Consider the following 23,618-nt stretch of genomic DNA (forward strand, 5'->3'; position numbering starts at 1 on the left):
GATCACACCCGTGCCAGGTCGAGCACGGCCGGCTCCCAGGCCGCCTCGGCGTGATCGCGCATGTAGCAGCGCACGTAGGTTTTCGAGCCGACCACCCGCATCGCGTCGCGGATCGCCCGCATGGCACGCTGCCAGCGCGCATCCTCGATATCCAGCCGCAGGAGCATGAAGATTTCCGAGCGGTTGATCTGGCCTTCCTTGTCGGTATTGAAGGCGCGGGTAACGATGGCGCGGATTTCCGGGCGGGCCTCAGCGGCCCACTCGTTGAGGCACTCGTCGATCAGCGTCTTGGCGATCTGCAACTCAGGCCCGAAATCCACCCGGTCGGCCACGGCAATCTGAACTCTGAAGCAGCCGTCATAGGACATCAGCGTCTTGTTGCCCTTGGCGCCGCCCAGCGTCAGCTCGTACTCCTGGGCAAGCAGGGCCTCCAGATCACCGACATCCTCGAAGACATGGGTCTTGAACCGCCGCATCTGCTCGCTCAGCGCCCTGGCATACCCCACGATCTTGCGCACCGTTTCGTCCTGCAGCTGATCCTGTGGCTTGACCACCTCAACGGGCACGAGCGCACCCTTGGCGTCGCGCATGTATGTCTTGCCGTCCATCTCGATCTGACCCGAGTGGATCGGGGCGGGCGTGTGTTCGGTCATTGGTCATCTCCTGTTGAAGAGGGGGTTGAAGAGGCGGTTTGCACCTCATCGTTTTGGTGCTCGGGTGGCACCAGCGCACCGGAGGCCACCAGCACGCCGGCCATCGCCTCAATCTCGTTCATAGTGCACAGCGTGGTGCCGCGCGGACCGAGAATGTCGATCTTGTGGACCGCCTTTGCCGCCAGGCGCAGCATCTCGCTCTCCGCAAAGCGCTCAGTCATCTTCACCTCCATCGTCGAGGATCGCGTCGACCAGGTCGTCATGCGCCACCGCCGTTTGCAAAAGCGCACCGGCAAGCTCCGAAACGGTGATCCCGCGCGCCTCGGCATGGGGGATGAGCGCATCGCGCAGCCCGTCGGGCGGATCGAGGATCACGAACCGCGTCCGACCGGCGGTGGGCCCTGTCTTGAAAAACGGGATGTCGGCGCCCTTGCGCCGCTCGCGGCTCAGTAAGTCCGAAACCGTTTTGCCACCCAATCCGAGCATTTCCGAGATTTCGCGCGGCGGATGCCCCTGCCGCGCAAGGTCGAGTATCCGGTCCCGGTGAGCTATCCGTGACTTACCCATCAGAGCCTCCCTTGTTGATCGGGCAGCGGTTGCAGGCCCGGAACATGGTCACGTTGCGGGTGTTGGCGTTCGACAGCTTGCGCGACTTGGCACGCCAGTGCCGGCACTGGTCCAGCGGCATCACCCCCATCGCCGGGCAGTCGACGGTCTGCGCCTCGAAGGCGCCGCGATAGAGATCCTCGACCCGCGCCATGTCGCCCGGGTACTTGCCCGCGATCACGTTCGAGATCATGGCAGCAGACACACCCATACGCTTGGCGACGCGGTTCTGACTGGTCTCGGCGCAGGCCCGCGCCAGCCCCTCGACCCAGTCGGGGATGTCCGCGCCATAGGCCGCCCGCGCGCGCTCGATCGGTGTCACCTGGCTCATGCGACACCTCCGGCGATGTAGGCGTATTCGCCGCGGTTGTCGTCCCAGACCGCGCGCACCCGCTTCTCGCGCGGCGGGCGGGGGCCGGTGTCGCGCACCAGGCGGTAGACCGCCAGCCGCCCCTTGGGGCGCGCCTTGCGCTCGACACGCAGATACCCGGCATTGGCCAGCATCCGGCAGTAGTCGCGCGCAGCCCCCTCGGAGACCGGCACGCTGCTTGTGTTGGCGTGCATCGCCACGTCGCGGTAGGTGAAGGCCCCCAGCCCGCGGATGGCGCGCCACATGTTGCCCTGCGGCGTGGCGACCCTGGCGCGGTTGCGCGTCATGCCGAGATCCTCCGCGCGTCGGGCGTGATGCCGGTGAAAAAGTCGCGCCGCCCCCAGTCCTCGAGCGTCAGTCGATCGAGGTTGCGGGTGGCGGCGATCTCGCGGGCCAACTCGAGGTTCTCCACGATCCGCCGCGCCGAGCCGCCCGACGCCGTGCGCATCTTGGCCAGCAGCGCCGCGTCGATCTCGACCTCGGGGCAGCGGATGCGCCGCAGGAGATCGAAGTCGTCGTCGTCCGCGGGCTCGGCTGCGACCCAGCTCAGGATGCGGCCGTGCACCCGCTCCCACTTGCGCAGCTTCTGCGGCAGGAGCTCCTCGCCGATCAGGATGACCGGCACGAAGGAGCTCTCGTAGATGTCGCGCACGATCTCGATCATGCCCTTCTTGACCAGGAAGTCGGCCTCGTCGATCAGCAGCGGCACGCCATCACGCGCCAGCACCTCCGCGATCTGGTCGACCATGTCGCCGATGACCTTCGCGGGATGCACACCCAACTCGGCGAGGATCGCCTGGCAGAGCTTCTTCTGGGTCCAGACCGACTTGACCTGGACGACGCATGCCTGCTCCTCGTTGGCGACGTAGACGCTGGCGGTCGTCTTGCCCAGGCCCGAGGGGCCGTAGAAGCACCCCATCCCCGGCAGCCCGTGGCCGCGGTTCTCCAGTCGGCGCATAAGCGTCAGGAACGCAGTCACGTTCCGCATCGGCGCCAGTGTATTGTATAAGGCTCTTGTCTCTGCCATGTTTACCTCGCTTGTGTTAAGCATCGGCGCGGACGGGCTGGCGGGCCCGCCGCGCCACCTTTCACCCCAGCATGTCGGGATGTTTCCTCAGCACATCGCGTTGCGCGATGTACTCGGCCGTGGATTGGTAGCTCGCCAGCCACGCGGCCTGCTCGTCTCCGATCTCCTCTCCGCGCCCCAGGCGCGCCTCCAGCTCGATCGCCGCCCGGAAGCGTGACCGCTCGGTCTCGGCGCGCGGGCGGGTCGCCTCGGCCTGCCGCCGCTTCGCCTCGAAATCCGCCACCACTGCCTCGTGCGCGGCGTCCTCCTCGGGGCTGCGCTCGCGCGGCTTGAGGGCGTTCGCCGGCGCGGGCTTGCGCTCGAAGGTCGGGCGGACGACCTGCGCCTCGACGGCCGGCGCCTCGCCGGTCGGCCGGGTCGCGTCCAGGTAGCCGCCGATCTCCGCGGCGCGCATCCGTTGCAGCGCATCGGCCGCGGCACGCTCCTTCTTGACGAAGTGGCGCTTGGCGGCGGCGTGGTTGCGCGCATCCTCCAGGTCGAAGAAGCCGCCCTTCTCGATGCACTCGGCATGGCCGAGATAGGCGCTGTCGAGACCGTAGAGATGCAGCCCGGCATGCAGGTCGGCCGGATCGAACCGCGCGACGACGCGGCGCCCGGCTACCTGGTGCATCCAGGGCGCCCAGTACTTGTTCTCCATGAACTTGATCTCGCCGTTGCGGCTATGCGCGTGCATGCCCTCTGCGCCCATCAGCCAGAGCCGGCGCTGCTCATCGGTCGCCTTGCGGATCGGCGCGGTCGCGTAGCTCTCGTCGAAGGTCTCCAGCAGGCTCCGGCCCTGCGTGGTCTGGCCGCGCCGCCCGGGGCGCGCGTTGTGCTCCTCGATCCCCTCGGCCAACACCGCGAGAAACTCCTCCAGCGGGATCGCGCGGTTGCCGTAATTCTCCGGTTTTGCATCCGGCCGATTGCCCGTATAGGCGCCGGCGAGACGTGGATCTTTGGCGATGTCGTCGCAGAAATCGCGGAAGGCGCGCTCGATCGGCTTCGACTGTCCGCTGTAAGGGGTGGCCCAATGGACCTCGCAGCCCAGCGTCTTGAGGATGCCGGGAATGTCGTCGTCCTTGACCTTGAAGCGGTAGCGCGTCGGCACCTGGCCGGTGAGGAACTTGTTGGCGAACTCGCGGCCGTTATCGAGAAGGATGTGCTCGGGGATGCCGAAGCGCTCGATCATGTCGCCCAGCGCGAGGCTCACGCCCACCTTGTTCGGCGTCCGGTCGACGCGCCAGCTCACGATGCGCCCCGAATAAATGTCCTGGAACGCGACCAGCTGGGGCCGGACGATCTCCTCGCCGCCCGCCAGCCCCTCCGAGGGCCAGCGCACGAAGACGTCGAAGCGATGATAGTCCGCGTTGACCGCCTCCATCGCGTGCAGCGCGGTGCGGTCCCTGATCTGCGACGGGTAGAGCCGCTTGAGCGCCTCGACGCCCTGGCGGCAGAGCACGATCGTGGTTTCGGGAACCTCCGCATCCAGCCGGCGGCGCATCGTGCGCTCGGGCAGTGTGGTCCAGCCCTCGGATTTCGCGATGCGCGCCGCGCGACGATAGCACGCCGAGAAGCTCGGCTGTTCAAGGCGCAGGTAATCGGCCTTGAGCACATCCCAGAACTCCGGGCTGCAACCGGCCGATGTTTCGCCGCGCACGGCGGCGCCATGGCGCGGCGCAAGGTGGGGCAGCCGGTCGTCGCTGCGCACGCCCTCGATCCGCCCCAGCCAGTTCCAGACCGTGCGCGCGCTGCATCCGAACTGGCGCGCCACCTGGTGGCAGGCCAGATCGCGGGTCATCCCGCCGCGCTCCAGCGCCTCGACGGTCTGTACTGCCTCCAGGGCGCGGTGCGCCTTGCGCTTCGTGCGCTCCGCCAGTCGGTCGAAGCGCGCCCAGAGGGCCTCGCGATCCACCGGCGCGGGCGCACCCGGGGGTGGCGCGGCTTGCGCCAGCAGCGCCTGCTGCGCCCGGCTCGGCAGCAGCGTCCAGTGATACTCCCATCCGCCGCCGCGGCTCTTGCGCCGCCGTGCCGCGCCCGGCGCCTGCCGCCAACCTAGCCGCTTGACGGTCAGCTCGACCCCCTGCCGGCTGGCCGGAAGGTCCGGCAGCGCGGCCTCGGCCAGCTCGGCGGCGGTCCACCATTCGCGATCCGGGCGGCGCTCACTCATCGCGATCCCACCCCATCTGCTCGATGTCCTCGGACATGTGATCGAGAAACCGGCGCCGCGCCGCCATCGGCGCGCGCGTCCATGCCTTCATCAGCGCTTGAAACCCGTCTTCAACGGGGTCTTTGGGCGCGGGCTCGACGTCGCCCTGGCGGTACGCCTTGCGGGCGGCATTGACGGTCCCGGCCTCACCGTTCGAGAGCGCAATGCAGACCTTTGCGCGCTCGGCGTCATCTGTGATCTTCGAGATAGCCTGAAGGTCAGACATGGTGGGCGGTTTGGGCGCTGCGCGAAGCCACCGCGCCTGATCGGAAGACAGGGCCGCCCCCGCCGCCACGATCCGCTGGATTTGTCGCGTCGACAAGCCGAGAAGATCGCCCACGAAATCTGCAAACGACAAATTTGTCAGTTGCAGACCGTGCCTGGCGAGCGCACCGGCCGTGCCGCGTGCTGTCTCCGGGTGCAGAGCCTCATACATGTCCTTGCGCGCTGCCAGGCTCAACGCGAGGTCGAGTGGCTGCATATGTGTGAATGACACGTTCGCGTCAGCCTCCATCAGCCGCGCCTGGTCGAGCGTGCACTCCCAGACCTTGGCTGAGATGGTCTCATGACCGAGCTGGCGCGCCGCCTCCAGGCGGTGCCGACCGTCGATCAACTGGTATCCATCCTTGGCCTTCCTGACATGGATCGGATCCCGGATCGCACCGACCTCCTCGACGGACGCCTTGATGATCTCCACTGCCTTGTCGTGCAGGGGCGTCACGCGCACGCGGCTCGTGTCGATCTCATCTACAGGCAGGTCGATCAGCTTGGCGTCACGCATCCCTCGGTCCTTTCGTCATCGTGTATCGACAGATCAGCCGGTCCTTGCGGCGCTCCCGCGTGCAGGCGATCTCGGCGCCGTTCTGGCGCAGCTCGGCGATGCAGCTGTTCACCGCGCACACCCCGGCCGCGCGAACGATCTGACGCGTCGTGTGCGGGCGCCCGTCCTTCAGGACGGCCAGCACGCGCTGCAGGCGCGGGGAGGTGAGCGGCGCGGCATGCATCACGGCACCATCTGCGGATCGACACCGCCCGCCACCGCGCGGCAGTGGTTGCACATGCGATGCCCCGGCCCGGTCGAGACAAATTCCGCCTCGCAGCGCAGGCAGTTGCGTGGCCGGCGCTGGCGCTCGATCGCGATCCGGTCGCGCCTATTCTCGGCCAGGTGTTTTTGGGACAACTCCGGTGTGACGGGCTTGCCGCCCTCGAACACCGCCCAGCCATACCCGTATTTGCGCACATCAAGGCTCATGGCAGCACCTCCGGCAGCCAGAGACCCGCGAACAGAAGGATGAAAAGCGCCGCCACCCCGAGCGCAGCGCCCAGCAGGCTGTTGTCGAGATACCAGGCCACGCGCCGGAATAAGCCGCCGCGGCCGCGGGGCTCCGTGAGTGGTGGCGTGCGGCCGGGGCGTTCCCTACCATCGGAAGCGCCAACAACCAGATGGAGGAAACTCATGGATAAAGAAAACGAAGACCTGAAGGCTCGCGTAAGGGCGTTGGAGATCATGATCCTATCCCTCGCCGCTCTGAGCGATGGCGACCTCGCATCGCGCCTCGCCGATATGATCAAAGGTCAGGCCGCTGCAGCCGAGCGGCAGGGTGACCTTCGTGCTCACTACCGTCTGCATTCGCTCAAGGACGAGCTCGAGCAGATCCTCGGTTGAAATCAGGCCAAGCTGCTGATCCAGCCGGGCCAGCCTGTGCCGCCGCACGTCCTGTCGCGCGACGCCGGCGTCGAAAAAACCAGTCATCATCCGCACTCCTGTTCGAATTGGCAGCGCAGGATGCGGCTGCTGGCGGCCGTGGCTTCCTCGGCCAGCCGGCTCAGCGCGCCGATGCAGCGCCCATCCTCCACGTCGCGCACCAGCAGGATCGCCAGCTTGACGCGGTCGGCCTGCGGAATGCGCGCGATGTCCTGGGCCACGCCGGGCGCATCCAGCGCCCCGGGCAGTCCGCGTTTGGGGTGGGTCATTTGATGTCCTCCGGGTTGGCGATTCGTTGGTGGTGATCGACCCGCCTGCCGGCGGACCGGCAGGGCGCAGGGGTGCGGATTTCAGAATGCGAAAGCGGGCCGGAACCCGATGATCGAGAGCGCGACCGAACGCGGGTTGTTCAGGCTGAGGGCGAACACGCCGGCATTCACGCCGTGGAGCCAGTGGCCCCCACTCAGGGCGATGGTGACGCGCCCCGACCAGTGCCCCCAGGCCCGATCAGGGATGACCGCGGCCTCCTTGTCCGCCACAACCTCCGAGGGCAGGAAGAGCGGCGACAGATCGAAGCCGGAGCCGCGCTCGTCGTGGAAGTCGACCGGATAGCCGTCCTTCTCGCCGGGGCCGTAATGCACGCCGGTCGCGACCCAGTCGTCGCCGCCCGGCACGTCGGCGCTCCACAACACGATCTCGCCATCCTCGGCCAGCTGCAGCCCGTCGACGAACTGCCAGACATTGCCCCACAGATCGTGGATGCCGCGCCAGACGGCCGAGGTCTCGCCGGTGGGCTTGACCCCGCCGCCGTCGACATTGCCGCGCCCCAGCGCGCCCTGCATGTCCGTCCCGCCGATCTCGATCAGCATCAGAAGCTGGATTGCCGCCAGGTCGTAGATCGAATAGAGCCGCCAGCCCTGACCCAGCGCCGCGCAGTGCTCGCGCGCGTCACCGATCGTTACCCCGGTCCAGGGCTTGTTGCCCGCCTCGCCGACGATGCGACCCTCACGCTCCGAAGCCGGATACTTGCCGACGCGCAGCGCTGCGCAGGCAGTTCCATCGGGGCGCAGGAAGGCCGGGTGCAGGCGGTAGCCGGGGCGCGCGCAGGGCGAGACCAGCCAGAGCCGCTCGTCGCCGCGCCGCTCGCTGCGCACCCAGAAGCGCGGGATTTCCACGGTGACCACGTCCACATTTGTCGGCACGTCGCGGATGCCCGCCCAGACCGGGTGCGTGTCGAAATACGTCCGCTCATGGTGAAGCGTGCGGCCCGCCGCATCCACGCGCCGCCAGGCGCCGTTCTTGTGCAGGGCAATGCCGACGACATCACCCTCCGCGCCGATCGTGCCGCGGTATTCCACCGCCTCGATCGCGCCATCGGAGCCGTACGGCCCCTGCACGAAATCCCACAACGCGCGCGCCTGCCCCAGCGCCTCGGCTGGCTGCAGTCCGGCGTCGAGGGCGCGATTGACCAGGTATAGCCGGGTCTCCATTGCGTCATTCATCTGCATGAAGGTCTCCTTGCGGGTTGGGGTGAGGTGGATCATGCGGCGTCCTCCGATTTGCCGGAGGGGCGCGGTATGTCGGCGGGCCACTCAAGATCGCAGGGCCAATTGCTCGAGAACCAATGAAGCGCGCGCTGGTATGTTTTGACGGTGCACCCCTTGCCGGAGCGCAGCCGACTGAACAGCCGCGCGTGTCCAGCGATATGGTTGGAGATCGTCGCCTCACTGCGCCGAACGTGTGAGCCGTAAGCCTCCGCCAAGGCTATGAGGTGTAGGTTGTCCATGCCATTGTGGTAGTAAATTTACACTGCATGAGCAAGGCAAAATTACACTCATTTGGAAACAGCGTGTTTTCTTGCATCTTGGGCGGGTCTAGTGCATTTTTACACCGTGAATGTCAGAGAGCAGATATACACGCTCTTCGAGGGGCGCCGGAAAGCGCTCGGTTTCTCGCAAGCCGAGCTTTGCCGTCGTGCGCTCGGCACGCCCAGCACCTCCGCGATATAAAACATTCGACGAGGCGCATCACCTTCGGTCGAGACAGTCAAGAAGCTGGCCGACGCACTCGATCTCGAGTTCTACGTTGGCCCGCCGCGCGAAGAGGGTCACATCTACACCACCGAGATCGCCGGCGAGGAGTTTTCCCCGATCCCGCGCTACGACGCGCAGCTGGCCGCCGGCGGCGGCGCTTTCAATGGCGAGGGCGACCCGATATCAACCCTCGCCTTCCGGCGCGAATGGCTGGCACGAAGCGGCATCTCGCCCGCCTCGGCCTGTATTCTGTCGGTTCGCGGCGACAGTATGCGGCCAACCCTGCACGACACCGACCTGGTGATGATCGACACGCGGCGAAAGCAGATCCGAAACCGGCGCATCTACGCCTTCGTCGATCGGGATGGCGAGGCCCGCGTCAAGCGCCTCGAGGCGATACCGGGGCGCATGATCCTTCTGCTTTCCGACAACCCTGACCACGAGACCGAGTTGCGCGAAGGCCCCGACATGGATAGCCTACAGATGCTTGGCGAGGTCGTGTGGTCTGCCCATACCTGGCTGGACCAGGTCCACATAAAGGTGCCGGAGGCATTATGAACCGCAACGCTCTACTCGCCCTTGTCGCGGCATCCCTCCCCGCCGGAGCTGACGCGATGGAGAGCGATCTTCTTCACTGCCTTCAAGGGCACTTCGTGATCTCGGACGTCGAGGTTGATGTTGTGGAGGAAGCGGTCGATGTCACTTTTGGGGTGGCCAACAATCTGAGCTATCCCGTCGGCGGCGCACATGTGATGATCACTGTCACGCACGCCGATCGGCCCACTCCGATCGCGAGCTGGGGGAGCCAGGCGCTGCTCACCATTCCGGGCGGCCTCCTGCCTGGCGAGAGTATGACCACCGAGACATACATGTACATCGAGCCCCGAGTGCAGGCCATGATCGAGGACCCCGGCCAGCTGTCCGTTCTTGTTGAGGTCGAGAGTATAGCGAATGGCGATCTCATAAGCGTGCGCAACGGGCTTTGGGTAAGCAGCTGGACCGAGGGGCCGTCGGGTGACGGCTGCCCGTAAGCTGGCCCGGTCATAGGCCGTGAGAGCAAAAATCGCTTGCAGGTTATGGTCTGCCCCGCGCTGCGCTTCATGAATATTAAGTCTTTGATGCCACGCCAAAATTCGCCAAGGTGCAAGCGCCACCGCAACCTGCAAGTCGAGTTGCATGTTTCGCGCCCAGCCCGCGGCCGGAAACACCCGCTTCAACGCCCCTTTTCAGTGCGATTTATGGCGCGTTAAACGGCACTTAGCTTGATCGTCCCGCGAGAAGCCCACGACGCCACCGAAGCGATCCACACCGGCCACACATGTCGATTTCCGTGCCTCTCTGCAATTTCACGCGAGCGCCGCCGCTTCCCGCAGCATCTTTATTAAGGTCCTGTTTTTGCGGCCTCATCCGCCTTCATCCGGCCTCACCCGGTCTCTTCCGGCTTTCTGAAAGAACAGGTGTCAACGCACAGCCAGCCCGACGACCAGCGTCGTCGCCAGCGTCGGCAGCGTGACCACCGATGTCAGGTAGCCCACCCCGCCGCGCAGCACCGCCGCCGCCGAGACCGTGCCCGCGGCCACGATGGCCAGCCCGACCAGCACCGCCAGCGCGCGCGAGTGCAGCCCCCGCTCCACGAACGCCGCCTCGCCGGCGGCCTCGGGCATGCGGGTGGACAGCTCGGCATAGCTCAGCGCCGAGGGCACCGCGATCAGCCCGGCCAGCACGAACGACAGCGGCGCCCAGGTGCCGGCCTGCGCGGCCACGGCACCGACCAGCACGTAGATGCCGGCACCCACCATGACGCCGACGCCGTAGGCGGTCAGCAGGCCAAGGCCGATGCGGCGTTCAAGCCCCGCTTGTGCCATTGTTTTCCGCCTTTCGCAGGCGTTCGGGTAATTCGTGCGCCCATGTGCTGATGGTGCCGGCGCCCAGGCACACCACCATGTCGCCGGGGCGCGCGACCTCGCGCACCAGCGCGGCGAGGTCGTCGCAATTGTCCAGCGCCCGCGCCTGCCGGTGGCCGTGGCGGATCAGCCCGACGACCAGGTCGTCGCGGCTGGCACCCTCGACGGGGTCTTCTCCGGCGGCATAGACCGGGGCGATGGCGACCACGTCGGCCTCGTTGAAGGCACCGCAGAAATCGTCGAACAGCGAGTGCAGCCGCGAATAGCGGTGCGGCTGGTGCACGGCGATCACTCGGCCCTCGGTCGCCTGCCGGGCGGCGCGCAGCACCGCGGCGATTTCCACCGGGTGGTGGCCGTAATCGTCGATGATGGTGACGCCATTCACCTCGCCCACGCGGGTAAAGCGGCGGTTGACGCCACCAAAGCCCGCGAGTGCGGCGCGGATATCGGCGCGTTTCATGCCCAGTTGACGCGCCACCGCCACCGCGGCCAGCGCGTTCGACACGTTGTGATCGCCCGGCATCGGCAGGGTGCAGCCCTCGATGCCTGTGTCCTCGGCCTGCAGCACGATATCGAAATGCGCCACGCCGCGGGCGTAGCTCAGGTTCACCGCCCGCACATCGGCCTGGGCGTTGAACCCGTAGGTGACCACGCGGCGGTCTGTGATCCGGCCCACCAGCGCCTGCACCTCGGCGTGGTCGGTGCAGCATACCGCCATGCCGTAGAAGGGGATGTTGCCGACGAAATCGTCGAAGCCGCGCCTGAGCGCGTCGAAGTCGCCCCAGTGGTCCATGTGCTCGGGGTCGATATTGGTGACAATGGCGATGGTCGCGGGCAGGCGGTTGAAGGTGCCGTCGCTCTCGTCGGCCTCGACCACCATCCATTCGCCCTGGCCCATGCGCGCGTTGGAGCCATAGGCGTGGATGATGCCGCCGTTGACGACCGTCGGGTCGATACCGCCCTTGACCAGCAATTCGGCCACCATGGTGGTGGTGGTGGTCTTGCCGTGGGTCCCGGCCACGGCGATGTTGGACTTGAGCCGCATCAACTCGGCCAGCATCTCGGCGCGGCGCACCACCGGCAGGCCACGGGTGCGCGCGGCGTCAAGCTCGGGGTTGCCGGGCTTGATCGCCGACGAGATCACCACCACCGTGACCCCGTCGAGGTTGCCGGCATCCTGGCCCGTGAAGATGCGCGCGCCCAGGCTCTCCAGGCGCTCGGTCAGCGGCCCGGTTTTCAGGTCCGAGCCCTGCACGTCGTAGCCCAAGTTCAACAGCACCTCGGCGATACCCGACATGCCGATACCGCCGATACCGACGAAATGGATCGGCCCCACATCGGTGGGCAGCTTGGTTGCGGCGTTCATGTCCTGCCTTTCGCGGCCAGCGTTTCGACCATCTCGACCAGCGCCTCGGTCGCGTGCGGCTTGCCGCAGCCCATCGCGGCGCGGGCCATTCGCTCGGCCCCTTCGGGGTTGGTCAGTACCGTCTCCAGTTGCGCGGTCAGCACCCCGGCGTCAAGCCGCGCCTGCGGAATCAGGATGGCGCCGCCCGCCTCGACCAGGCCACGGGCATTGGCGGTCTGGTGGTCGGCGGTGGCGGCGGCGTAGGGCACCAGAATCGCCGGGCGGCCGATCGCGGCGATATCGGCGATGGAGGACGCGCCGGCGCGGCTGACGACAAGCTGTGCCTCGCTCATCCGCCGCGGCACGTCGCGGAAAAAGGGCTGCACCTCGGCATCGACGCCAGCGTCGCCATAGGCCGCAATCACGCGGTCCTGGTCTTCGGCACGGGCCTGGTGGCTGACCCGAAGGTTGCGCCTGAGCCCTTCGGACAGGCCGGCCACCGCCTCGGGCACCACGTCGCTGAGGATGCGCGCACCCTGGCTGCCGCCCATCACCAGCAGGCTCATCGGGTAATCACCGGGCGGGATATAGGGCGCGCCGGCGCGGTCCCTGACCGCCGCGCGCACCGGGTTGCCGGTGGCGGTGCCCGCGACCCCCTTGGGCAACTCGGTGGGCCAGGTGCCGCAAGCCACGGCATCGACGCGGCACGCGAACAGGCGGTTGACGCGCCCCAACACGCCGTTCTGTTCATGGATCATGCGCGGTCGGCGCAGCAGCATCGCCGCCGCCAGCGCCGGGATCGACGGGTAGCCGCCGAAGCCCACCACCACGTCGGGGCGCGCGCGCCACATGCGCCAGGTCGCCGCCAGCACGCCGCCCAACACCCGCGGCGCCACCAGCGCCCGCGCCAGCACACCGCCGCGCGCGAAGGTGGCGCTGGAGACCTGCTCGATCTCGACGGAATGGGGGAAGCCGCCCACGTAGCGCGCGCCGCGCGCATCGGTGCTCAGCCGCACACGCCATCCGCGGCGCAGCATCGCCTCGGCCAGCGCCTGGGCGGGAAACATGTGCCCGCCGGTGCCACCCGCCGCGATCACCAGCAATGGCGCCGTCCCGGTCATCTGAACCGCCCCCGCAGGATATCGCCGATCTCGCCCTGCGGCCGCGCGCGGGTGAACGCCAGCAGCATTCCCATGGCGATACCGGCGGCGATCAGCGACGATCCTCCGTAGCTCACGAACGGCAGCGTCATGCCCTTGGCCGGCAACAGCCGCACCGCGACGCTCATGTTGATGAAGGCCTGCACCCCGAACACCGCCGCCAGGCCGGTGCCGGCCAGGCGGATGAACGGGTCACGCTCGCGCATCAGCCGCACCAGCGAGCGCAGCACGATGGTGCCATAAAGCGCGATGATCGCCAGCACCAGGATAACGCCATATTCCTCGGCCGCCACGGCGATGATAAAATCGGTATGGGCATCGGGAAGCGACCATTTCACCTCGCCCTCGCCGACGCCGACGCCCAGGAACCCGCCCTCGCGGATGGCGTTGGTGGCGTATCCAAGCTGCGTTGTCGGGTCCAGGTCGGGGCTGAGAAAGCCGTCGATGCGGCGGGCGAAATGTTCGGACTGGTTATAGGCCACCGTGCCGGCCAGCACGGTCAGCCCCCCGATTCCGACCAGAAGCAAAACCGGGGCACCGGCGACGAAATACATCACGCCCCAGCCGAACAGGACCAACAGCGCCTGCCCGAAATCGGGCTGCATCGCCAGAAGCCCCGCGATGACCGTGGCCAGCAGAAACGACAGGCCCCGCCCCGGCGGGCCGTTCAGGTCCTGCGCGGCGGCCATGAGCCACGCCACCACCACCACGAAGCCCGGCTTGAGAAACTCGGAAGGCTGGAAACTGCCGAATCCCAGCGAATACCAGCGCACGGCGCCCTTGCCGAAATCGGTGCCGAAAAACGGCAGCCCTATCATTGCCGCCAGCGCGCAGAAGAACCCGATCACCGCCAGCCGGCGTACCAGTACCGGCCGCATCATCGACACCGTCAGCATGGCGATCAGCGCCAGCGCGCCAAACAGGGCCTGCCGCTGGACATAGTGGAAAGGATCGAACCCGTTGCGCTCGGCCAGCGGGGGCGATGCGGCAAACCCCAAAAGCAGCCCGATCGCGAACAGAATAAGAACGCACGACACCGACCACTTGTCGATGGTGCGCCACCACTTGGGCAATACCGGCTCGCCTTCGCGCACCGGTGCCGTGCCATAGACCATTTCCGTCATGGAAAACCGCCGCTCGCTGCCTCATTCGCCGCCCCTTTGCGGGGTCTGGCAGCAATCGTATCACGGCTCTTCATGCTTGGGAAGGCATGGCCTCCCGCCGCGTGGGCGCGAGGCCGGGGCAACGCCGGCAGGCGCGCGCGCGCGATCTCAGGCGGCGTGGGTGCCGCGAATGGGGTAATCCTTGGCGCGGATGAAGGCCAGCCCGCCGGCCAGCCCCTCCAGCTCGGGGCGCGCGAAGGGCGCGTTGGAGATATCCACAAGGTGCAGCGCACCCTCGCTATTGATGACAAACACGCCGGGCTCGGGGAACGGGCGGTCGGTTTCCTCGGCCGAGCGCGGGTCCGAGACATAGAGCCCCAGTTCGTGCATCTGCGCGACGCTCAACCCGTAGCCCACCGGCACGGTCAGGCCCAGGTCCTGCGCGAAGTCGCGGGCCTTATCCTCGGGATCGCCCGAAACCGCCACCACATCGATACCGGCCTCGTGGAACTTGTCCTGAAGGCTCTCCAGCGTTGTCAAATACTTGCGGCAGATCGGGCAGTGCTTGCCGCGGTAGACGACGACCAGTTGCCAGTCGAAGCCCTCGCGCGGCGTGCCCAGTTTCATCTCGCCGCCCGCAAGGGACGCCACGGTCTGTTTGGGAAATTGCTGCCCCGATTGAAGTTTGCGGCTCATCGTGCGCTCCTTTCGTTTCATGTCGTCTCGTGTTGCGCGACACCTGCGCCCTTGGCCGGCATGCCGCAACAGCGCCCACGTCGGTGTCACCGGCTTGTGATCGCGCGTGCGCGCGGCCACGCCGCCCCCTTGCCAAGGCGCCCGGCCTGCGGCACAGGGCACCCATGAGCGCAACGCCGGACCATGACACGCTGATACTGGGCGCCGGTGCCGCGGGGCTGATGTGCGCGGCCCATGCCGGCGGTCGGACACTGGTAATCGAGCACGCCCGCGCCCCGGCTGAGAAGATCCGCATTTCCGGCGGCGGGCGATGCAATTTCACCAACCTGCATACCGGGCCGGAAAACTTTCTCGGCGCCAACCCGCATTTTCCCAAGTCGGCGCTCAGTCGCTACACGCAGTGGGATTTCATCGACCTGATCGACCGCCACGACATCGCCTGGCACGAGAAGACGCTGGGCCAGCTTTTCTGCGACGGCTCGGCACGGCAGGTCGTGGCGATGCTGATGGACGAGGCCGCCCGCGCCGGGGCCGAGGTGGCGCTGCGCACCCGGCTGGTGGAACTGGACAAGGACGCGCGCGGTTTCACCGCCACCCTGGAGACCGACGGCACCCGCCGCCACGTCACGGCGCGCAACCTGGTGGTGGCGACCGGGGGCAAGTCGATCCCCGCGATGGGGGCCACCGCGATGGCCTACGACATCGCCCGCCGGTTCGGCCACGCGGTGACCGAGACCCGCCCTGCGCTGGTGCCGCTGACATTCCCAGATGGTCGCTTCAAGCCGCTGGCGGGGGTGTCGCTGCCGGTGCGCGCCAGCGCCGGTGGCGCGGCCTTCGACGAGGCGATGCTGTTCACCCATCGCGGGCTGTCGGGGCCGGCGATCCTGCAAGCCTCGTCCTACTGGCGCGAGGGCCAGCCGCTGACGCTGGACCTGGTGCCGGGCGTGGATGTCTTCGACTGGCTGCGCACGGAACGACACCGCGCCGGGCGGCGCAAGCTGGCGACGGTGCTGGGGCAGATTCTGCCGGCACGGCTGGCGGCGTGGCTGGAGGCGGAGCTTTCCCTGCACGGCAACCTCGCCGACCAGAACGACATGGCCCTGCGCGACCTGGCTACGCGGCTTTCCCGCTGGCACCTGACGCCCTCGGGCACCGAAGGCTACCGCACCGCCGAGGTCACGCTGGGCGGTGTCGACACCGGCGCCCTGTCGTCGAAGACGATGGAATCGCGCCTCGTGCCGGGGCTCTTTTTCATCGGCGAAGCGGTCGATGTCACCGGGTGGCTGGGCGGTTACAACTTCCAGTGGGCGTGGTCCTCGGGCGCCGCCACCGGCCGCGCCGTCGCCGCTGCCCGTGCCGCGCAAATCTGAACGCGCCGCCCACTCAGACCAGCCCGGGCAGCCACAGCACGATCATCGGGAAAGAGACCAGCAACCCGATGGTGATGCCGTCGGCGATGAAAAAGGGCATCACGCCACGGAACACGTCCTGCACGCTCAGATCGGGCCGCACGCCCGCGACCACGAAACAGTTCAGCCCGATGGGTGGCGTGATCAGGCAGAACTCGGCCATCTTGACCACCAGAATGCCGAACCAGATCGCGCACATCGGCCCCGACATGCCGAAAGTGCTGTCGGCCGCGGAAACGAACTCGCCGCCGTTCAATGCCATCACGGCGGGGTAGACCACCGGCAGGGTCAGCAGCAACATCCCGATCGCGTCCATGAACATGCCCAGCACCGCGTAGGCCAGCAAAATGCACACCAGGATCAGCATCGGCGACACGGAAAGTGACGTGATCCAGTCGGCAAAGGCCGAGGGCAGGTCGGCAAAGCCCAGGAACCGCACGTAGATCAGCACCCCCCAGATGATGGTGAAGATCATCACGCTCAGCTTGGCGGTTTCCAGCAACGCATCCTTCAACTCGGGCCAGCGCATGCCGCGGTAAAGCGCCATCACGAACACCACGAAAGCGCCGATGGCGCCGCCCTCGGTCGGCGTGCCCCAGGCATCGCCGCCGAACGGGTTGTAGACGAAAAAGATGATGGTCACGACGACGAACAGGATCGGCAGCGCCGGCGGTAGCGAAACCAGCCGCTCGCGCCAGGTAAACCCGCTCACCGGCGGGCCGAACCCCTTGATCGTCAGCGCCATGCCGATGATCAGCGCCGCATAGACCAGCGCCGAGAATGCGCCGGGGATGAACCCCGCCAGCAGCAGCTTGCCGACGTCCTGCTCGACGATGATGGCGTAGATCACCAGGATCGCCGAGGGCGGGATCAATGAGGCCAGCGTGCCCCCCGCCGCCACCACCCCGGCCGCGAACCGCTTGTCGTAGCCGATCTTGAGCATTTCCGGGATGGCGATGCGCGCGAACACCGCCGCGGTGGCTACGCTTGCCCCCGACACGGCGGCAAAGCCGGCGGTGGCAAAGACGGTGGAAACCGCCAGCCCGCCGGGCACCCAGGCGATCCAGCGTTTGGCGGCCTCGAACAGCGCCTTGGTCAGCCCCGCGTAGTAGGCCAGGTATCCGATCAGGATAAAGGTGGGGATGAGGCTCAGCGCCTGGCTTGAAACCTTGGAATGCGGCACCTGCCCGGCGGTCTTGGCCGCCACCGTCAGCGCCCAGCCGAATTCGCCGGCGTCGTAGCCCTTCTTCGACCAGAATATCCAGATCAGCCCGACCATGCCGGCCAGCGCCGCGGCAAAGGCCACGCGCATGCCCAGTACCACCAGGACCAGCAGCCCGCCGGTGACGGCCAGGCCGATATCAATGGGGTCCATGCCGGCGCCCTCCGCTACTCGTCATGGCCGGACAGGTGCTCGGCCTCCATCTGCGCCTGCGTCGCCACATCTAGTACCAGCGGCACCGCGACGGGTTGCGACGTGCCCGTGACCAGCGCCCGCCCGAACCCCCAGACCTGAAGGCACAGCCTGAGACACAACACGGAGAACGCCACCGGCACCAGCAGCTTGGCCGGCCAGATCGGCAGCGCGATGTCCATCGAGCTGTCGCGGCTCCATAGCGGCGCGTTCCAGTCGAAGCTGCGGTCGAAATGCGCCCAACTGCCCCAGACCAGCAGCACCATCAGCGCCAGCACCAGCAGCGTGGTAAGCAGTTCCACCGCATACAGAACCCGCCCCCTGAGCGCGCCGACGACGATATCCATGCGAATATGCCCGCCCTCGCGCTTGACATAGGACACGCCCATGAACGCGATCAGCGGCATCGCCTGTTCGATCCAGTCAACGTATCCCGGCAGCGGCCGGTCGAGGAAATTGCGCCCCCCAACCGACACCACCGCCAGCACCATCAGCCCGAACACCGCCAGCCCGCTGAGCAGGGCAAAGGCCCGTTCCAGCCGCAACAACGCGCGGTCGAGGCGGCTGAGCGCGCTGTCGTCGCTCAGAACCGAGGCGGCACCGGCCATAGGGTGCTCCTTTCGCTGTGCCGGGCAGCCCCGGTCAGGACTCGCCTTTCAGCTCCGCCAGCTTGTCGGTCGCGAAGTCGTAAAGCTCCTGCGCCGGCAGGCCGCGCCCGGTATTCTCATCGATCCAGGTTTGCGCGGCGGGCGCGGCGACGGCGGCCTTGAACGCGGCCAGTTCGTCGTCGGAATAGGTGATCCGCTCGATCCCGCGCTCGTCCAGCGCCGGGCCCCACCGGAACATCGTGTTGTTTTCATAGTTCGCGATGTAATGGTCGAGCGCCTCGTCGATCGAGCCCAGAAGCGCCTCGCGCTGCGCATCGGGCAGGCTTTCCAGCGCATCCGTGTTGGCCACGACGGGGCAGTTCACGGTGCCGGGGTTGAGGTTCGTGGTCCACCATTCCGCGTTCTCGATGGTGCCGAAGGCCATGTGTGCATGCGGCGCGAAGGCCACCGCCTTGACGACGCCCGAATCCAGCGCCTGGCGTACCTCGGTGGCCGACATCGACGTGGGCACCGCGCCCAATGCCGCCATCGCCGCGCCGATACCGCCGGTGGCGCGCACCGCCAGGCCTTCGAAATCGGCCAGCGTCTCGGGTTTGTCGCCCAGCCCGGCGATGTTGTATTGCGGCAGCGGCGAAGGCATCAGCAGCGTCGCATTCCAGCGCGCCAGATCCTTCTGCACGGCCGGGTGGTCGTAAAGCGCCATCGACAGCTTGCGCTCCTGCTCCAGCGTCTCGACGCCGAGGAAGGGAAGTTCCAGCACCGTGATCGAGGGGTTCTTGTCGCGGTGGTAGCCGGCGCAGAACTGCGCCATCTCGAAGGCGCCGATGCTGATCCCGTCGAGGTTCTCGCGGTTCTTGCTCAGCCCGCCATAGCTGATGTTGAGGGTGAACTCACCGTTCGTCTTCTCTTCGACCAGTTCGGCCAGCTTCTCGACCTGCTCGGTGAAGGCGCGGCGCTTGCCCCACAGCGAGACGTTCCATTCTGTCGCCATCGCCTCGGCCGCGAAGCCCAGACTCACCCCCGCCAGTACGGCGGTCGATAGGAATTTGTTCATCTTTTTCATAATGTCCTCCCGTTATGCGGTCATTTTTCCTGACCTGACACACAACAGGCTAGCGCAGCCGCATGCGTCTGCCAACCCGCCAGGGCGGCAAAGTGGCCCCGCAAACAGGGCGCGCGGCTCGGTACGCACGGCCGGGACAAACCGTACCGGTGGCGCCGCCGCTCAGGCGCCGGTGGCTTTTGCGTGGGCCTCGGATTCGGCGGCCAGCAGCGCGGCATTGCCGCCCGCGGCGGTGGTGTCGATGCAGATGTGCCGTTCCAGCCGGCAGCGCGCCGCCAAATCGCCCGGCCCGCAGGCCAGCCCGATCAGCGCGCCGTCGCGTCCCGCCAACGCCCGGCGCGCGGCGCGCATGTCGTCCGTGTCCGACCACAGCGCCACCACGTCCACGCCGCGCAGCGCCGACAAGTCGTCGCGCGCGAGGCAGCCATCAATCCCGGAATTGGCATCCACCCCCGGTGCCACGGCCAACGCGCGGCAGCCGTTGTCGCGCGCAATGCGCGCCTGTTCGACGGCGTCCTCGGCCGTGGGGCCAAGGCACAGAACCGTGCCGCGCCCGATCACCGACAGCCGGTTCGATTCACCCGTGGGGCTGGGCAGGTCTTGCGCGCCGAGCGCGCGCACCGGCATGCCGGCCAGCCGGTCGAGCCGCGCCTGCACCTGCGCCACCGGCACCGCCGCGCCGGGGGCGGGAGCATGCGCGACACGCTCTTGCGCGGCAAAGCGCGGCACGTAGGCCGGCCCGCCCGCCTTGGGCCCGGTGCCCGAAAGCCCTTCCCCACCGAAGGGCTGGCTGCCGACGATGGCACCGATCTGGTTGCGGTTGACATAGGCGTTGCCGACCCGCAGGCGCGACGTCACCTGTTCGACCCGCCCGTCGATGCGGGTATGCAGACCGAAGGTCAGGCCGTAGCCGCTGGCGTTGACGGCATCGACCACCGCGTCGAGCCGGTCGGCGCGAAAGGTCGCCACGTGCAGCACCGGACCGAATATCTCGCGCTCGAGATCGGCGATGCCGTCAACGCGGATCACCGCGGGGCCGAAGAAATGCCCGCCGCCCGGCGCGTCGAGCCGTTTCATGAGCCGCCCCTCCTTCGCCGCCTGGTCCACGTAATCGGTGAAATCTGCCTTTGCGTCCTCGTCGATCAGCGGGCCGACATCGGTGGCAAACGACCACGGATCGCCCAGGCGCAGCTCGTCCATGGCACCGAAAAGCATCTTGAGAAAGCCGTCGGCAATGTCCTCTTGCAGATAGAGGCACCTGAGCGCCGAGCACCGCTGGCCGGCGGATTGGAAGCTCGACGCGATGATGTCGCGCACCGCCTGTTCGGGCAGCGCGGTGCTGTCCACTATCATCGCGTTCAGGCCGCCGGTTTCGGCGATCAGCAGCGCCTCGGGCGCCACGCCATCGGCCATGGTGCGGTTGATGCGCTGCGCCGTGGCGGTCGAGCCGGTAAAGCACACCCCGGCGACGCGCGCGTCGCCGGTCAGCGCCGCGCCCACATCGCGGCCATGGCCCGGTACCAGTTGCAGCGCCGTGCGCGGCACGCCGGCGTCAAGCATCAGTTGCACCGCACGGTGCGCCAGCAGCCCGGTGGGTTCGGCCGGTTTGGCCAGCACCGCGTTGCCGGCGGCCAGCGCCGCGGCAATCTGTCCGGTGAAGATGGCCAGCGGAAAGTTCCACGGCGATATGCAGCTTATCGTGCCGCGCGGGCCGGACGACAATTCCTGCCCGCGCGCGGCGTAGTAGCGCAGGAAATCCACCGCCTCGCGCAGCTCGGCCACCGCGTCCAGCGGCGTCTTGCCGGCCTCGCGCCCGAGGATCGCGAAAAGCTCGCCGAAGTTTTCCTCGTATAGGTCGGCCGCGCGGCCCAGCACCCGCGCGCGCTCCTCGGGTGGGGCCTGCCAGGGGCGGGCACCGGCCAGCGCCGCCTCGATGTCGTCGGGGGTGGCCAGCACCATATCGCCCACCGTGTCGGCGGTGTCAGAAGGGTTGGTGACCGCCAGCACCTCGCCGCCCGTAGCGTCGGTGGCCAGCAGCGGCCCGCCCGTCCAGCGGTAGGGGGCGGCGAACGGGGCGCGCGCGGCCTCGATGCGGGCGATGTCGCGCGGCTCGTGCAGATCGAACCCCTTCGAATTCGGCCGTTCCGGCGCGAACAGCTCGCACGGATCGACCACCGCGTCAGAGCGTCGCCCGCCCGGCCCGTCGAGCGCCTCGAACGGGTCGGCGGCGACGACCTCGGGCGGCACGTCCTCGTCGACGATCTGGTTGACGAAACTGCTGTTGGCGCCGTTTTCCAGCAGCCGTCGCACCAGGTAGGCCAGCAGATCGCGATGCGCGCCCACCGGCGCGTAGATGCGGCAGCGGGTGCCGGGTTCGCCCTTCATCACCACGTCATAGAGCGTCTCGCCCATGCCGTGGAGGCGCTGGAACTCGAACACCGACCGGTCCGGCGCCATTTCCAGCACCGCCGCAACGGTATGGGCGTTGTGGGTCGCGAACTGCGGGTAAATGCGGTCGGTCATGTCGAGCAGCTTGCGCGCACAGGCCAGGTAGGACACATCCGTCGCCGGCTTGCGGGTGAAGACCGGGAATACCTCCAGCCCCTCGACCTGGGCGCGCTTGATCTCGGTATCCCAGTAGGCGCCCTTGACCAGCCGCACCATGATGCGCCGATCCAGATCGGAGGCCAGCGCGTGCAGCCAGTCCAGCACCGGCGCGGCGCGGGTGCCGTAGGCCTGCACCACAACGCCGAAGCCGTCCCAGCCGGCGAGGCTGTCGTCGCGCAGAACCGCCTCGATCACGTCGAGCGACAGTTCCAGCCGGTCGGCCTCTTCGGCGTCGATGTTGAGCCCCATACCCGCATCGCGCGCCATCCTTGCCAGGTCCAGCGTGCGCGGCACCAGCTCGGCCATCACGCGATCGCGCTGGCCCTCCTCGTAGCGCGGGTGCAGGGCGCTGAGCTTGATCGAAATACCGGGGTTGTCACGGATATCGTCGGCGGTGCATTGCCCGGCCAGCCGGCGGATCGCGTCGGCATAGGCGCGGTGATAGGTGGCCGCGTCCTCGGCGGTCAGCGCCGCCTCGCCCAGCATGTCATAGGAATAGCTGTAGCCCTGCGCGACGCGCCCCTTGCCGCGCTTGATCGCTTCGTCGATGTCGCGGCCCAGCACGAACTGGTGACCCATCTCGCGCATGGCGCGGCCGACGGCGGTGCGGATCACCGGCTCGCCCAACCGCTTGACCGCGCCGTGCAGCGTGGCGGCGATGCCGGGCGCTTCGTCCTCTTTCAGAACCTTGCCGGTCAGCATCAGCCCCCAGGTCGAGGCGTTAACCAGGCTCGACGACGACTTGCCCAAATGCGCCCCCCATTGCGAGGGGGCGATCTTGTCCTCGATCAGGTCGTCGATGGTTTCGCGGTCGGGCACGCGCAACAGCGCCTCGGCCAGGCACATCAGCGCGATGCCTTCCGACGTGGACAAGCCGTACTCAGCCAGGAACACCTCCATCAAGCCGAGCCTGCCCGAGCCGCGGATCGACCGGACCAGCCCGATCGCGCGGCGATGCGCAGCGGCACGGCACGCGGCGTCGATTTCGGAATCGGCGCGCAAGTCGGCCAGGATCGCATCCTCGTCGCGGTGATGGGTGGCGCGGATCACATCGCGCAGGTCGGACAGTCGGGACATCGGGCGCTCCTTGCAATGGCAGGTTTGGCCGGAGGATATCACACACATAACGGGCATTTTTCCTGTAGAATTGCCCAATGCAGTCACATATATGGTATTGATCGCATATCACGAGGAATCGGATGTCAGATCGCGACGAAAAAGACCCAATCGACCGTATCGACCGCAAGATCCTGCGCGCGCTCAGCACCGACGGGCGCATCGCGGTCACCGACCTGGCCAGGCGGGTGGGCCTGTCGAAAAGTCCCTGCCAGGTGCGAATGAAGCGATTGCAGGAACGCGGCTATATTCAGGGCTTTCGCGCGGTCCTCAACCCCGAGAAGCTGGGCCTTGATCACGTCACCTTCGTCGAGGTGCGACTGACCGACACCACCGAAACCGCCCTGGCCGATTTCAACCGCGCGGTGATGGAGGTGCCCGAGATCGAGCAATGCCACATGATCGCCGGTTCGTTCGACTACCTGCTGAAAATTCGCACCCCCGACATCCATGCCTACCGCCAGACGCTGGGCGAGGCGATTTCGAACCTGCCGCATGTGGGCTCGACCTCGACCCATGTGTCGATGCAGGCGGTCAAGGACAGCGCCTTCTGA

The 23,618-nt window shown here is 67.5% G+C and carries 27 protein-coding genes; 4 read left to right on the plus strand and 23 right to left on the minus strand.

The window, feature by feature from the left end:
• Positions 1-2 precede the first annotated feature (2 nt).
• The 14 genes from Q0L89_RS05035 to Q0L89_RS05100 all read right to left on the minus strand — a co-directional run bounded on the left by Q0L89_RS05035 (position 3) and on the right by Q0L89_RS05100 (position 8,114).
• The gene (locus tag Q0L89_RS05035; protein WP_296763049.1) at positions 3-653 is read right to left on the minus strand and encodes a DUF3164 family protein; all 651 of its coding nucleotides are present in this window, start codon (positions 651-653) and stop codon (positions 3-5) included.
• The gene (locus tag Q0L89_RS05040) at positions 650-874 is read right to left on the minus strand and encodes a hypothetical protein (protein ID WP_296763051.1); all 225 of its coding nucleotides are present in this window, start codon (positions 872-874) and stop codon (positions 650-652) included. Before Q0L89_RS05040 ends, Q0L89_RS05035 begins: the two co-directional genes overlap by 4 nt.
• A complete protein-coding gene (locus tag Q0L89_RS05045; protein ID WP_296763052.1) occupies positions 867-1,220 on the minus strand; it encodes a hypothetical protein in 354 nt (117 codons plus the stop codon). Before Q0L89_RS05045 ends, Q0L89_RS05040 begins: the two co-directional genes overlap by 8 nt.
• Positions 1,213-1,590 (minus strand): helix-turn-helix transcriptional regulator, encoded by a 378-nt coding sequence (locus tag Q0L89_RS05050; RefSeq protein ID WP_296763054.1) that lies wholly within the window; start codon positions 1,588-1,590, stop codon positions 1,213-1,215. The genes Q0L89_RS05045 and Q0L89_RS05050 overlap by 8 nt, the downstream gene beginning before the upstream one ends.
• A complete protein-coding gene (locus Q0L89_RS05055) occupies positions 1,587-1,916 on the minus strand; it encodes a hypothetical protein (protein WP_296763055.1) in 330 nt (109 codons plus the stop codon). The genes Q0L89_RS05050 and Q0L89_RS05055 overlap by 4 nt, the downstream gene beginning before the upstream one ends.
• Entirely contained in the window at positions 1,913-2,608 is a 696-nt protein-coding gene (locus Q0L89_RS05060; protein ID WP_296763057.1) for an ATP-binding protein, read from the minus strand. The genes Q0L89_RS05055 and Q0L89_RS05060 overlap by 4 nt, the downstream gene beginning before the upstream one ends.
• A gap of 109 nt (positions 2,609-2,717) precedes the next feature.
• Complete coding sequence (locus tag Q0L89_RS05065) at positions 2,718-4,862, minus strand: transposase domain-containing protein (protein ID WP_296763059.1); 2,145 nt, start codon at positions 4,860-4,862, stop codon at positions 2,718-2,720.
• A complete protein-coding gene (locus tag Q0L89_RS05070; protein ID WP_296763060.1) occupies positions 4,855-5,682 on the minus strand; it encodes a ParB N-terminal domain-containing protein in 828 nt (275 codons plus the stop codon). Before Q0L89_RS05070 ends, Q0L89_RS05065 begins: the two co-directional genes overlap by 8 nt.
• On the minus strand, positions 5,675-5,905 hold the full coding sequence (locus Q0L89_RS05075; protein ID WP_296763061.1) for a helix-turn-helix domain-containing protein: 231 nt from the start codon (positions 5,903-5,905) through the stop codon (positions 5,675-5,677). Before Q0L89_RS05075 ends, Q0L89_RS05070 begins: the two co-directional genes overlap by 8 nt.
• The gene (locus tag Q0L89_RS05080) at positions 5,905-6,153 is read right to left on the minus strand and encodes a hypothetical protein (RefSeq protein WP_296763063.1); all 249 of its coding nucleotides are present in this window, start codon (positions 6,151-6,153) and stop codon (positions 5,905-5,907) included. The genes Q0L89_RS05075 and Q0L89_RS05080 overlap by 1 nt, the downstream gene beginning before the upstream one ends.
• Complete coding sequence (locus Q0L89_RS05085) at positions 6,150-6,410, minus strand: hypothetical protein (RefSeq protein WP_296763064.1); 261 nt, start codon at positions 6,408-6,410, stop codon at positions 6,150-6,152. Before Q0L89_RS05085 ends, Q0L89_RS05080 begins: the two co-directional genes overlap by 4 nt.
• Positions 6,411-6,414: 4 nt before the next feature.
• Positions 6,415-6,654, minus strand: a complete 240-nt coding sequence (locus Q0L89_RS05090; RefSeq protein ID WP_296763065.1) for a hypothetical protein — start codon at positions 6,652-6,654, stop codon at positions 6,415-6,417.
• Complete coding sequence (locus Q0L89_RS05095) at positions 6,654-6,875, minus strand: hypothetical protein (protein WP_296763066.1); 222 nt, start codon at positions 6,873-6,875, stop codon at positions 6,654-6,656. The genes Q0L89_RS05090 and Q0L89_RS05095 overlap by 1 nt, the downstream gene beginning before the upstream one ends.
• Positions 6,876-6,956: 81 nt before the next feature.
• A complete protein-coding gene (locus tag Q0L89_RS05100) occupies positions 6,957-8,114 on the minus strand; it encodes a hypothetical protein (protein WP_296763068.1) in 1,158 nt (385 codons plus the stop codon).
• A gap of 663 nt (positions 8,115-8,777) precedes the next feature.
• Here Q0L89_RS05100 and Q0L89_RS05105 point away from each other — a divergent pair.
• Complete coding sequence (locus tag Q0L89_RS05105; RefSeq protein ID WP_296763112.1) at positions 8,778-9,197, plus strand: S24 family peptidase; 420 nt, start codon at positions 8,778-8,780, stop codon at positions 9,195-9,197.
• A 56-nt stretch (positions 9,198-9,253) separates the two neighbouring features.
• Positions 9,254-9,670 carry a hypothetical protein gene (locus Q0L89_RS05110; protein ID WP_296763069.1) on the plus strand — a complete coding sequence of 139 codons (417 nt, stop codon included), beginning with the start codon at positions 9,254-9,256 and terminating at the stop codon, positions 9,668-9,670.
• 429 nt (positions 9,671-10,099) lie between these two features.
• Here Q0L89_RS05110 and Q0L89_RS05115 read toward each other — a convergent pair whose 3' ends face one another.
• From Q0L89_RS05115 to Q0L89_RS05135, 5 genes are all read right to left on the minus strand, one after another.
• Positions 10,100-10,504 (minus strand): amino acid permease, encoded by a 405-nt coding sequence (locus Q0L89_RS05115; protein ID WP_366937894.1) that lies wholly within the window; start codon positions 10,502-10,504, stop codon positions 10,100-10,102.
• The gene (gene murC / locus Q0L89_RS05120; RefSeq protein WP_296763070.1) at positions 10,485-11,909 is read right to left on the minus strand and encodes a UDP-N-acetylmuramate--L-alanine ligase; all 1,425 of its coding nucleotides are present in this window, start codon (positions 11,907-11,909) and stop codon (positions 10,485-10,487) included. The genes Q0L89_RS05115 and murC overlap by 20 nt, the downstream gene beginning before the upstream one ends.
• Positions 11,906-13,009: a UDP-N-acetylglucosamine--N-acetylmuramyl-(pentapeptide) pyrophosphoryl-undecaprenol N-acetylglucosamine transferase gene (locus Q0L89_RS05125; RefSeq protein WP_296763071.1), complete on the minus strand. Its 1,104-nt coding sequence runs from the start codon at positions 13,007-13,009 to the stop codon at positions 11,906-11,908. Before Q0L89_RS05125 ends, murC begins: the two co-directional genes overlap by 4 nt.
• Positions 13,006-14,172 (minus strand): putative lipid II flippase FtsW, encoded by a 1,167-nt coding sequence (ftsW, locus tag Q0L89_RS05130; protein ID WP_296763073.1) that lies wholly within the window; start codon positions 14,170-14,172, stop codon positions 13,006-13,008. Before ftsW ends, Q0L89_RS05125 begins: the two co-directional genes overlap by 4 nt.
• 147 nt (positions 14,173-14,319) lie before the next feature.
• Complete coding sequence (locus Q0L89_RS05135; protein WP_296763075.1) at positions 14,320-14,847, minus strand: peroxiredoxin-like family protein; 528 nt, start codon at positions 14,845-14,847, stop codon at positions 14,320-14,322.
• 164 nt (positions 14,848-15,011) lie between these two features.
• Between Q0L89_RS05135 and Q0L89_RS05140 the strand changes: the two genes are divergently transcribed.
• Entirely contained in the window at positions 15,012-16,217 is a 1,206-nt protein-coding gene (locus tag Q0L89_RS05140; protein WP_296763076.1) for an NAD(P)/FAD-dependent oxidoreductase, read from the plus strand.
• Between the two features lie 13 nt (positions 16,218-16,230).
• Here Q0L89_RS05140 and Q0L89_RS05145 read toward each other — a convergent pair whose 3' ends face one another.
• The 4 genes from Q0L89_RS05145 to putA form a co-directional block, all read right to left on the minus strand.
• Complete coding sequence (locus tag Q0L89_RS05145) at positions 16,231-17,631, minus strand: TRAP transporter large permease (RefSeq protein ID WP_296763078.1); 1,401 nt, start codon at positions 17,629-17,631, stop codon at positions 16,231-16,233.
• 14 nt (positions 17,632-17,645) lie between these two features.
• Positions 17,646-18,278: a TRAP transporter small permease subunit gene (locus tag Q0L89_RS05150; RefSeq protein WP_296763080.1), complete on the minus strand. Its 633-nt coding sequence runs from the start codon at positions 18,276-18,278 to the stop codon at positions 17,646-17,648.
• Positions 18,279-18,312: 34 nt separating this feature from the next.
• Entirely contained in the window at positions 18,313-19,332 is a 1,020-nt protein-coding gene (locus Q0L89_RS05155) for a C4-dicarboxylate TRAP transporter substrate-binding protein (RefSeq protein WP_296763082.1), read from the minus strand.
• A gap of 171 nt (positions 19,333-19,503) precedes the next feature.
• On the minus strand, positions 19,504-23,025 hold the full coding sequence (gene putA, locus Q0L89_RS05160; RefSeq protein ID WP_296763084.1) for a bifunctional proline dehydrogenase/L-glutamate gamma-semialdehyde dehydrogenase PutA: 3,522 nt from the start codon (positions 23,023-23,025) through the stop codon (positions 19,504-19,506).
• Between the two features lie 122 nt (positions 23,026-23,147).
• Between putA and Q0L89_RS05165 the strand changes: the two genes are divergently transcribed.
• Entirely contained in the window at positions 23,148-23,618 is a 471-nt protein-coding gene (locus tag Q0L89_RS05165; RefSeq protein WP_296763085.1) for an Lrp/AsnC ligand binding domain-containing protein, read from the plus strand.

This window comes from Sediminimonas sp., assembly GCF_024637375.1.
Classification (GTDB): Bacteria; Pseudomonadota; Alphaproteobacteria; order Rhodobacterales; family Rhodobacteraceae; genus Sediminimonas.

Excerpts from the sequence above, each read along its gene's own strand:
- Q0L89_RS05115 (WP_366937894.1), bottom strand. The coding sequence starts at position 10,504 with ATGGCACAAGCGGGGCTTGAACGCCGCATCGGCCTTGGCCTGCTGACC.
- Q0L89_RS05110 (WP_296763069.1), top strand. The coding sequence starts at position 9,254 with ATGGAGAGCGATCTTCTTCACTGCCTTCAAGGGCACTTCGTGATCTCG.
- Q0L89_RS05055 (WP_296763055.1), bottom strand. The coding sequence starts at position 1,916 with ATGACGCGCAACCGCGCCAGGGTCGCCACGCCGCAGGGCAACATGTGG.
- Q0L89_RS05070 (WP_296763060.1), bottom strand. The coding sequence starts at position 5,682 with ATGCGTGACGCCAAGCTGATCGACCTGCCTGTAGATGAGATCGACACG.
- Q0L89_RS05090 (WP_296763065.1), bottom strand. The coding sequence starts at position 6,654 with ATGACTGGTTTTTTCGACGCCGGCGTCGCGCGACAGGACGTGCGGCGG.
- Q0L89_RS05065 (WP_296763059.1), bottom strand. The coding sequence starts at position 4,862 with ATGAGTGAGCGCCGCCCGGATCGCGAATGGTGGACCGCCGCCGAGCTG.
- Q0L89_RS05165 (WP_296763085.1), top strand. The coding sequence starts at position 23,148 with ATGTCAGATCGCGACGAAAAAGACCCAATCGACCGTATCGACCGCAAG.
- Q0L89_RS05125 (WP_296763071.1), bottom strand. The coding sequence starts at position 13,009 with ATGACCGGGACGGCGCCATTGCTGGTGATCGCGGCGGGTGGCACCGGC.
- Q0L89_RS05045 (WP_296763052.1), bottom strand. The coding sequence starts at position 1,220 with ATGGGTAAGTCACGGATAGCTCACCGGGACCGGATACTCGACCTTGCG.
- Q0L89_RS05035 (WP_296763049.1), bottom strand. The coding sequence starts at position 653 with ATGACCGAACACACGCCCGCCCCGATCCACTCGGGTCAGATCGAGATG.
- Q0L89_RS05140 (WP_296763076.1), top strand. The coding sequence starts at position 15,012 with ATGAGCGCAACGCCGGACCATGACACGCTGATACTGGGCGCCGGTGCC.
- Q0L89_RS05095 (WP_296763066.1), bottom strand. The coding sequence starts at position 6,875 with ATGACCCACCCCAAACGCGGACTGCCCGGGGCGCTGGATGCGCCCGGC.
- Q0L89_RS05075 (WP_296763061.1), bottom strand. The coding sequence starts at position 5,905 with ATGCATGCCGCGCCGCTCACCTCCCCGCGCCTGCAGCGCGTGCTGGCC.
- Q0L89_RS05155 (WP_296763082.1), bottom strand. The coding sequence starts at position 19,332 with ATGAACAAATTCCTATCGACCGCCGTACTGGCGGGGGTGAGTCTGGGC.
- ftsW (WP_296763073.1), bottom strand. The coding sequence starts at position 14,172 with ATGACGGAAATGGTCTATGGCACGGCACCGGTGCGCGAAGGCGAGCCG.
- Q0L89_RS05085 (WP_296763064.1), bottom strand. The coding sequence starts at position 6,410 with ATGATCTCCAACGCCCTTACGCGAGCCTTCAGGTCTTCGTTTTCTTTA.
- putA (WP_296763084.1), bottom strand. The coding sequence starts at position 23,025 with ATGTCCCGACTGTCCGACCTGCGCGATGTGATCCGCGCCACCCATCAC.
- Q0L89_RS05150 (WP_296763080.1), bottom strand. The coding sequence starts at position 18,278 with ATGGCCGGTGCCGCCTCGGTTCTGAGCGACGACAGCGCGCTCAGCCGC.
- Q0L89_RS05040 (WP_296763051.1), bottom strand. The coding sequence starts at position 874 with ATGACTGAGCGCTTTGCGGAGAGCGAGATGCTGCGCCTGGCGGCAAAG.
- murC (WP_296763070.1), bottom strand. The coding sequence starts at position 11,909 with ATGAACGCCGCAACCAAGCTGCCCACCGATGTGGGGCCGATCCATTTC.
- Q0L89_RS05135 (WP_296763075.1), bottom strand. The coding sequence starts at position 14,847 with ATGAGCCGCAAACTTCAATCGGGGCAGCAATTTCCCAAACAGACCGTG.
- Q0L89_RS05080 (WP_296763063.1), bottom strand. The coding sequence starts at position 6,153 with ATGAGCCTTGATGTGCGCAAATACGGGTATGGCTGGGCGGTGTTCGAG.
- Q0L89_RS05145 (WP_296763078.1), bottom strand. The coding sequence starts at position 17,631 with ATGGACCCCATTGATATCGGCCTGGCCGTCACCGGCGGGCTGCTGGTC.
- Q0L89_RS05050 (WP_296763054.1), bottom strand. The coding sequence starts at position 1,590 with ATGAGCCAGGTGACACCGATCGAGCGCGCGCGGGCGGCCTATGGCGCG.
- Q0L89_RS05100 (WP_296763068.1), bottom strand. The coding sequence starts at position 8,114 with ATGCAGATGAATGACGCAATGGAGACCCGGCTATACCTGGTCAATCGC.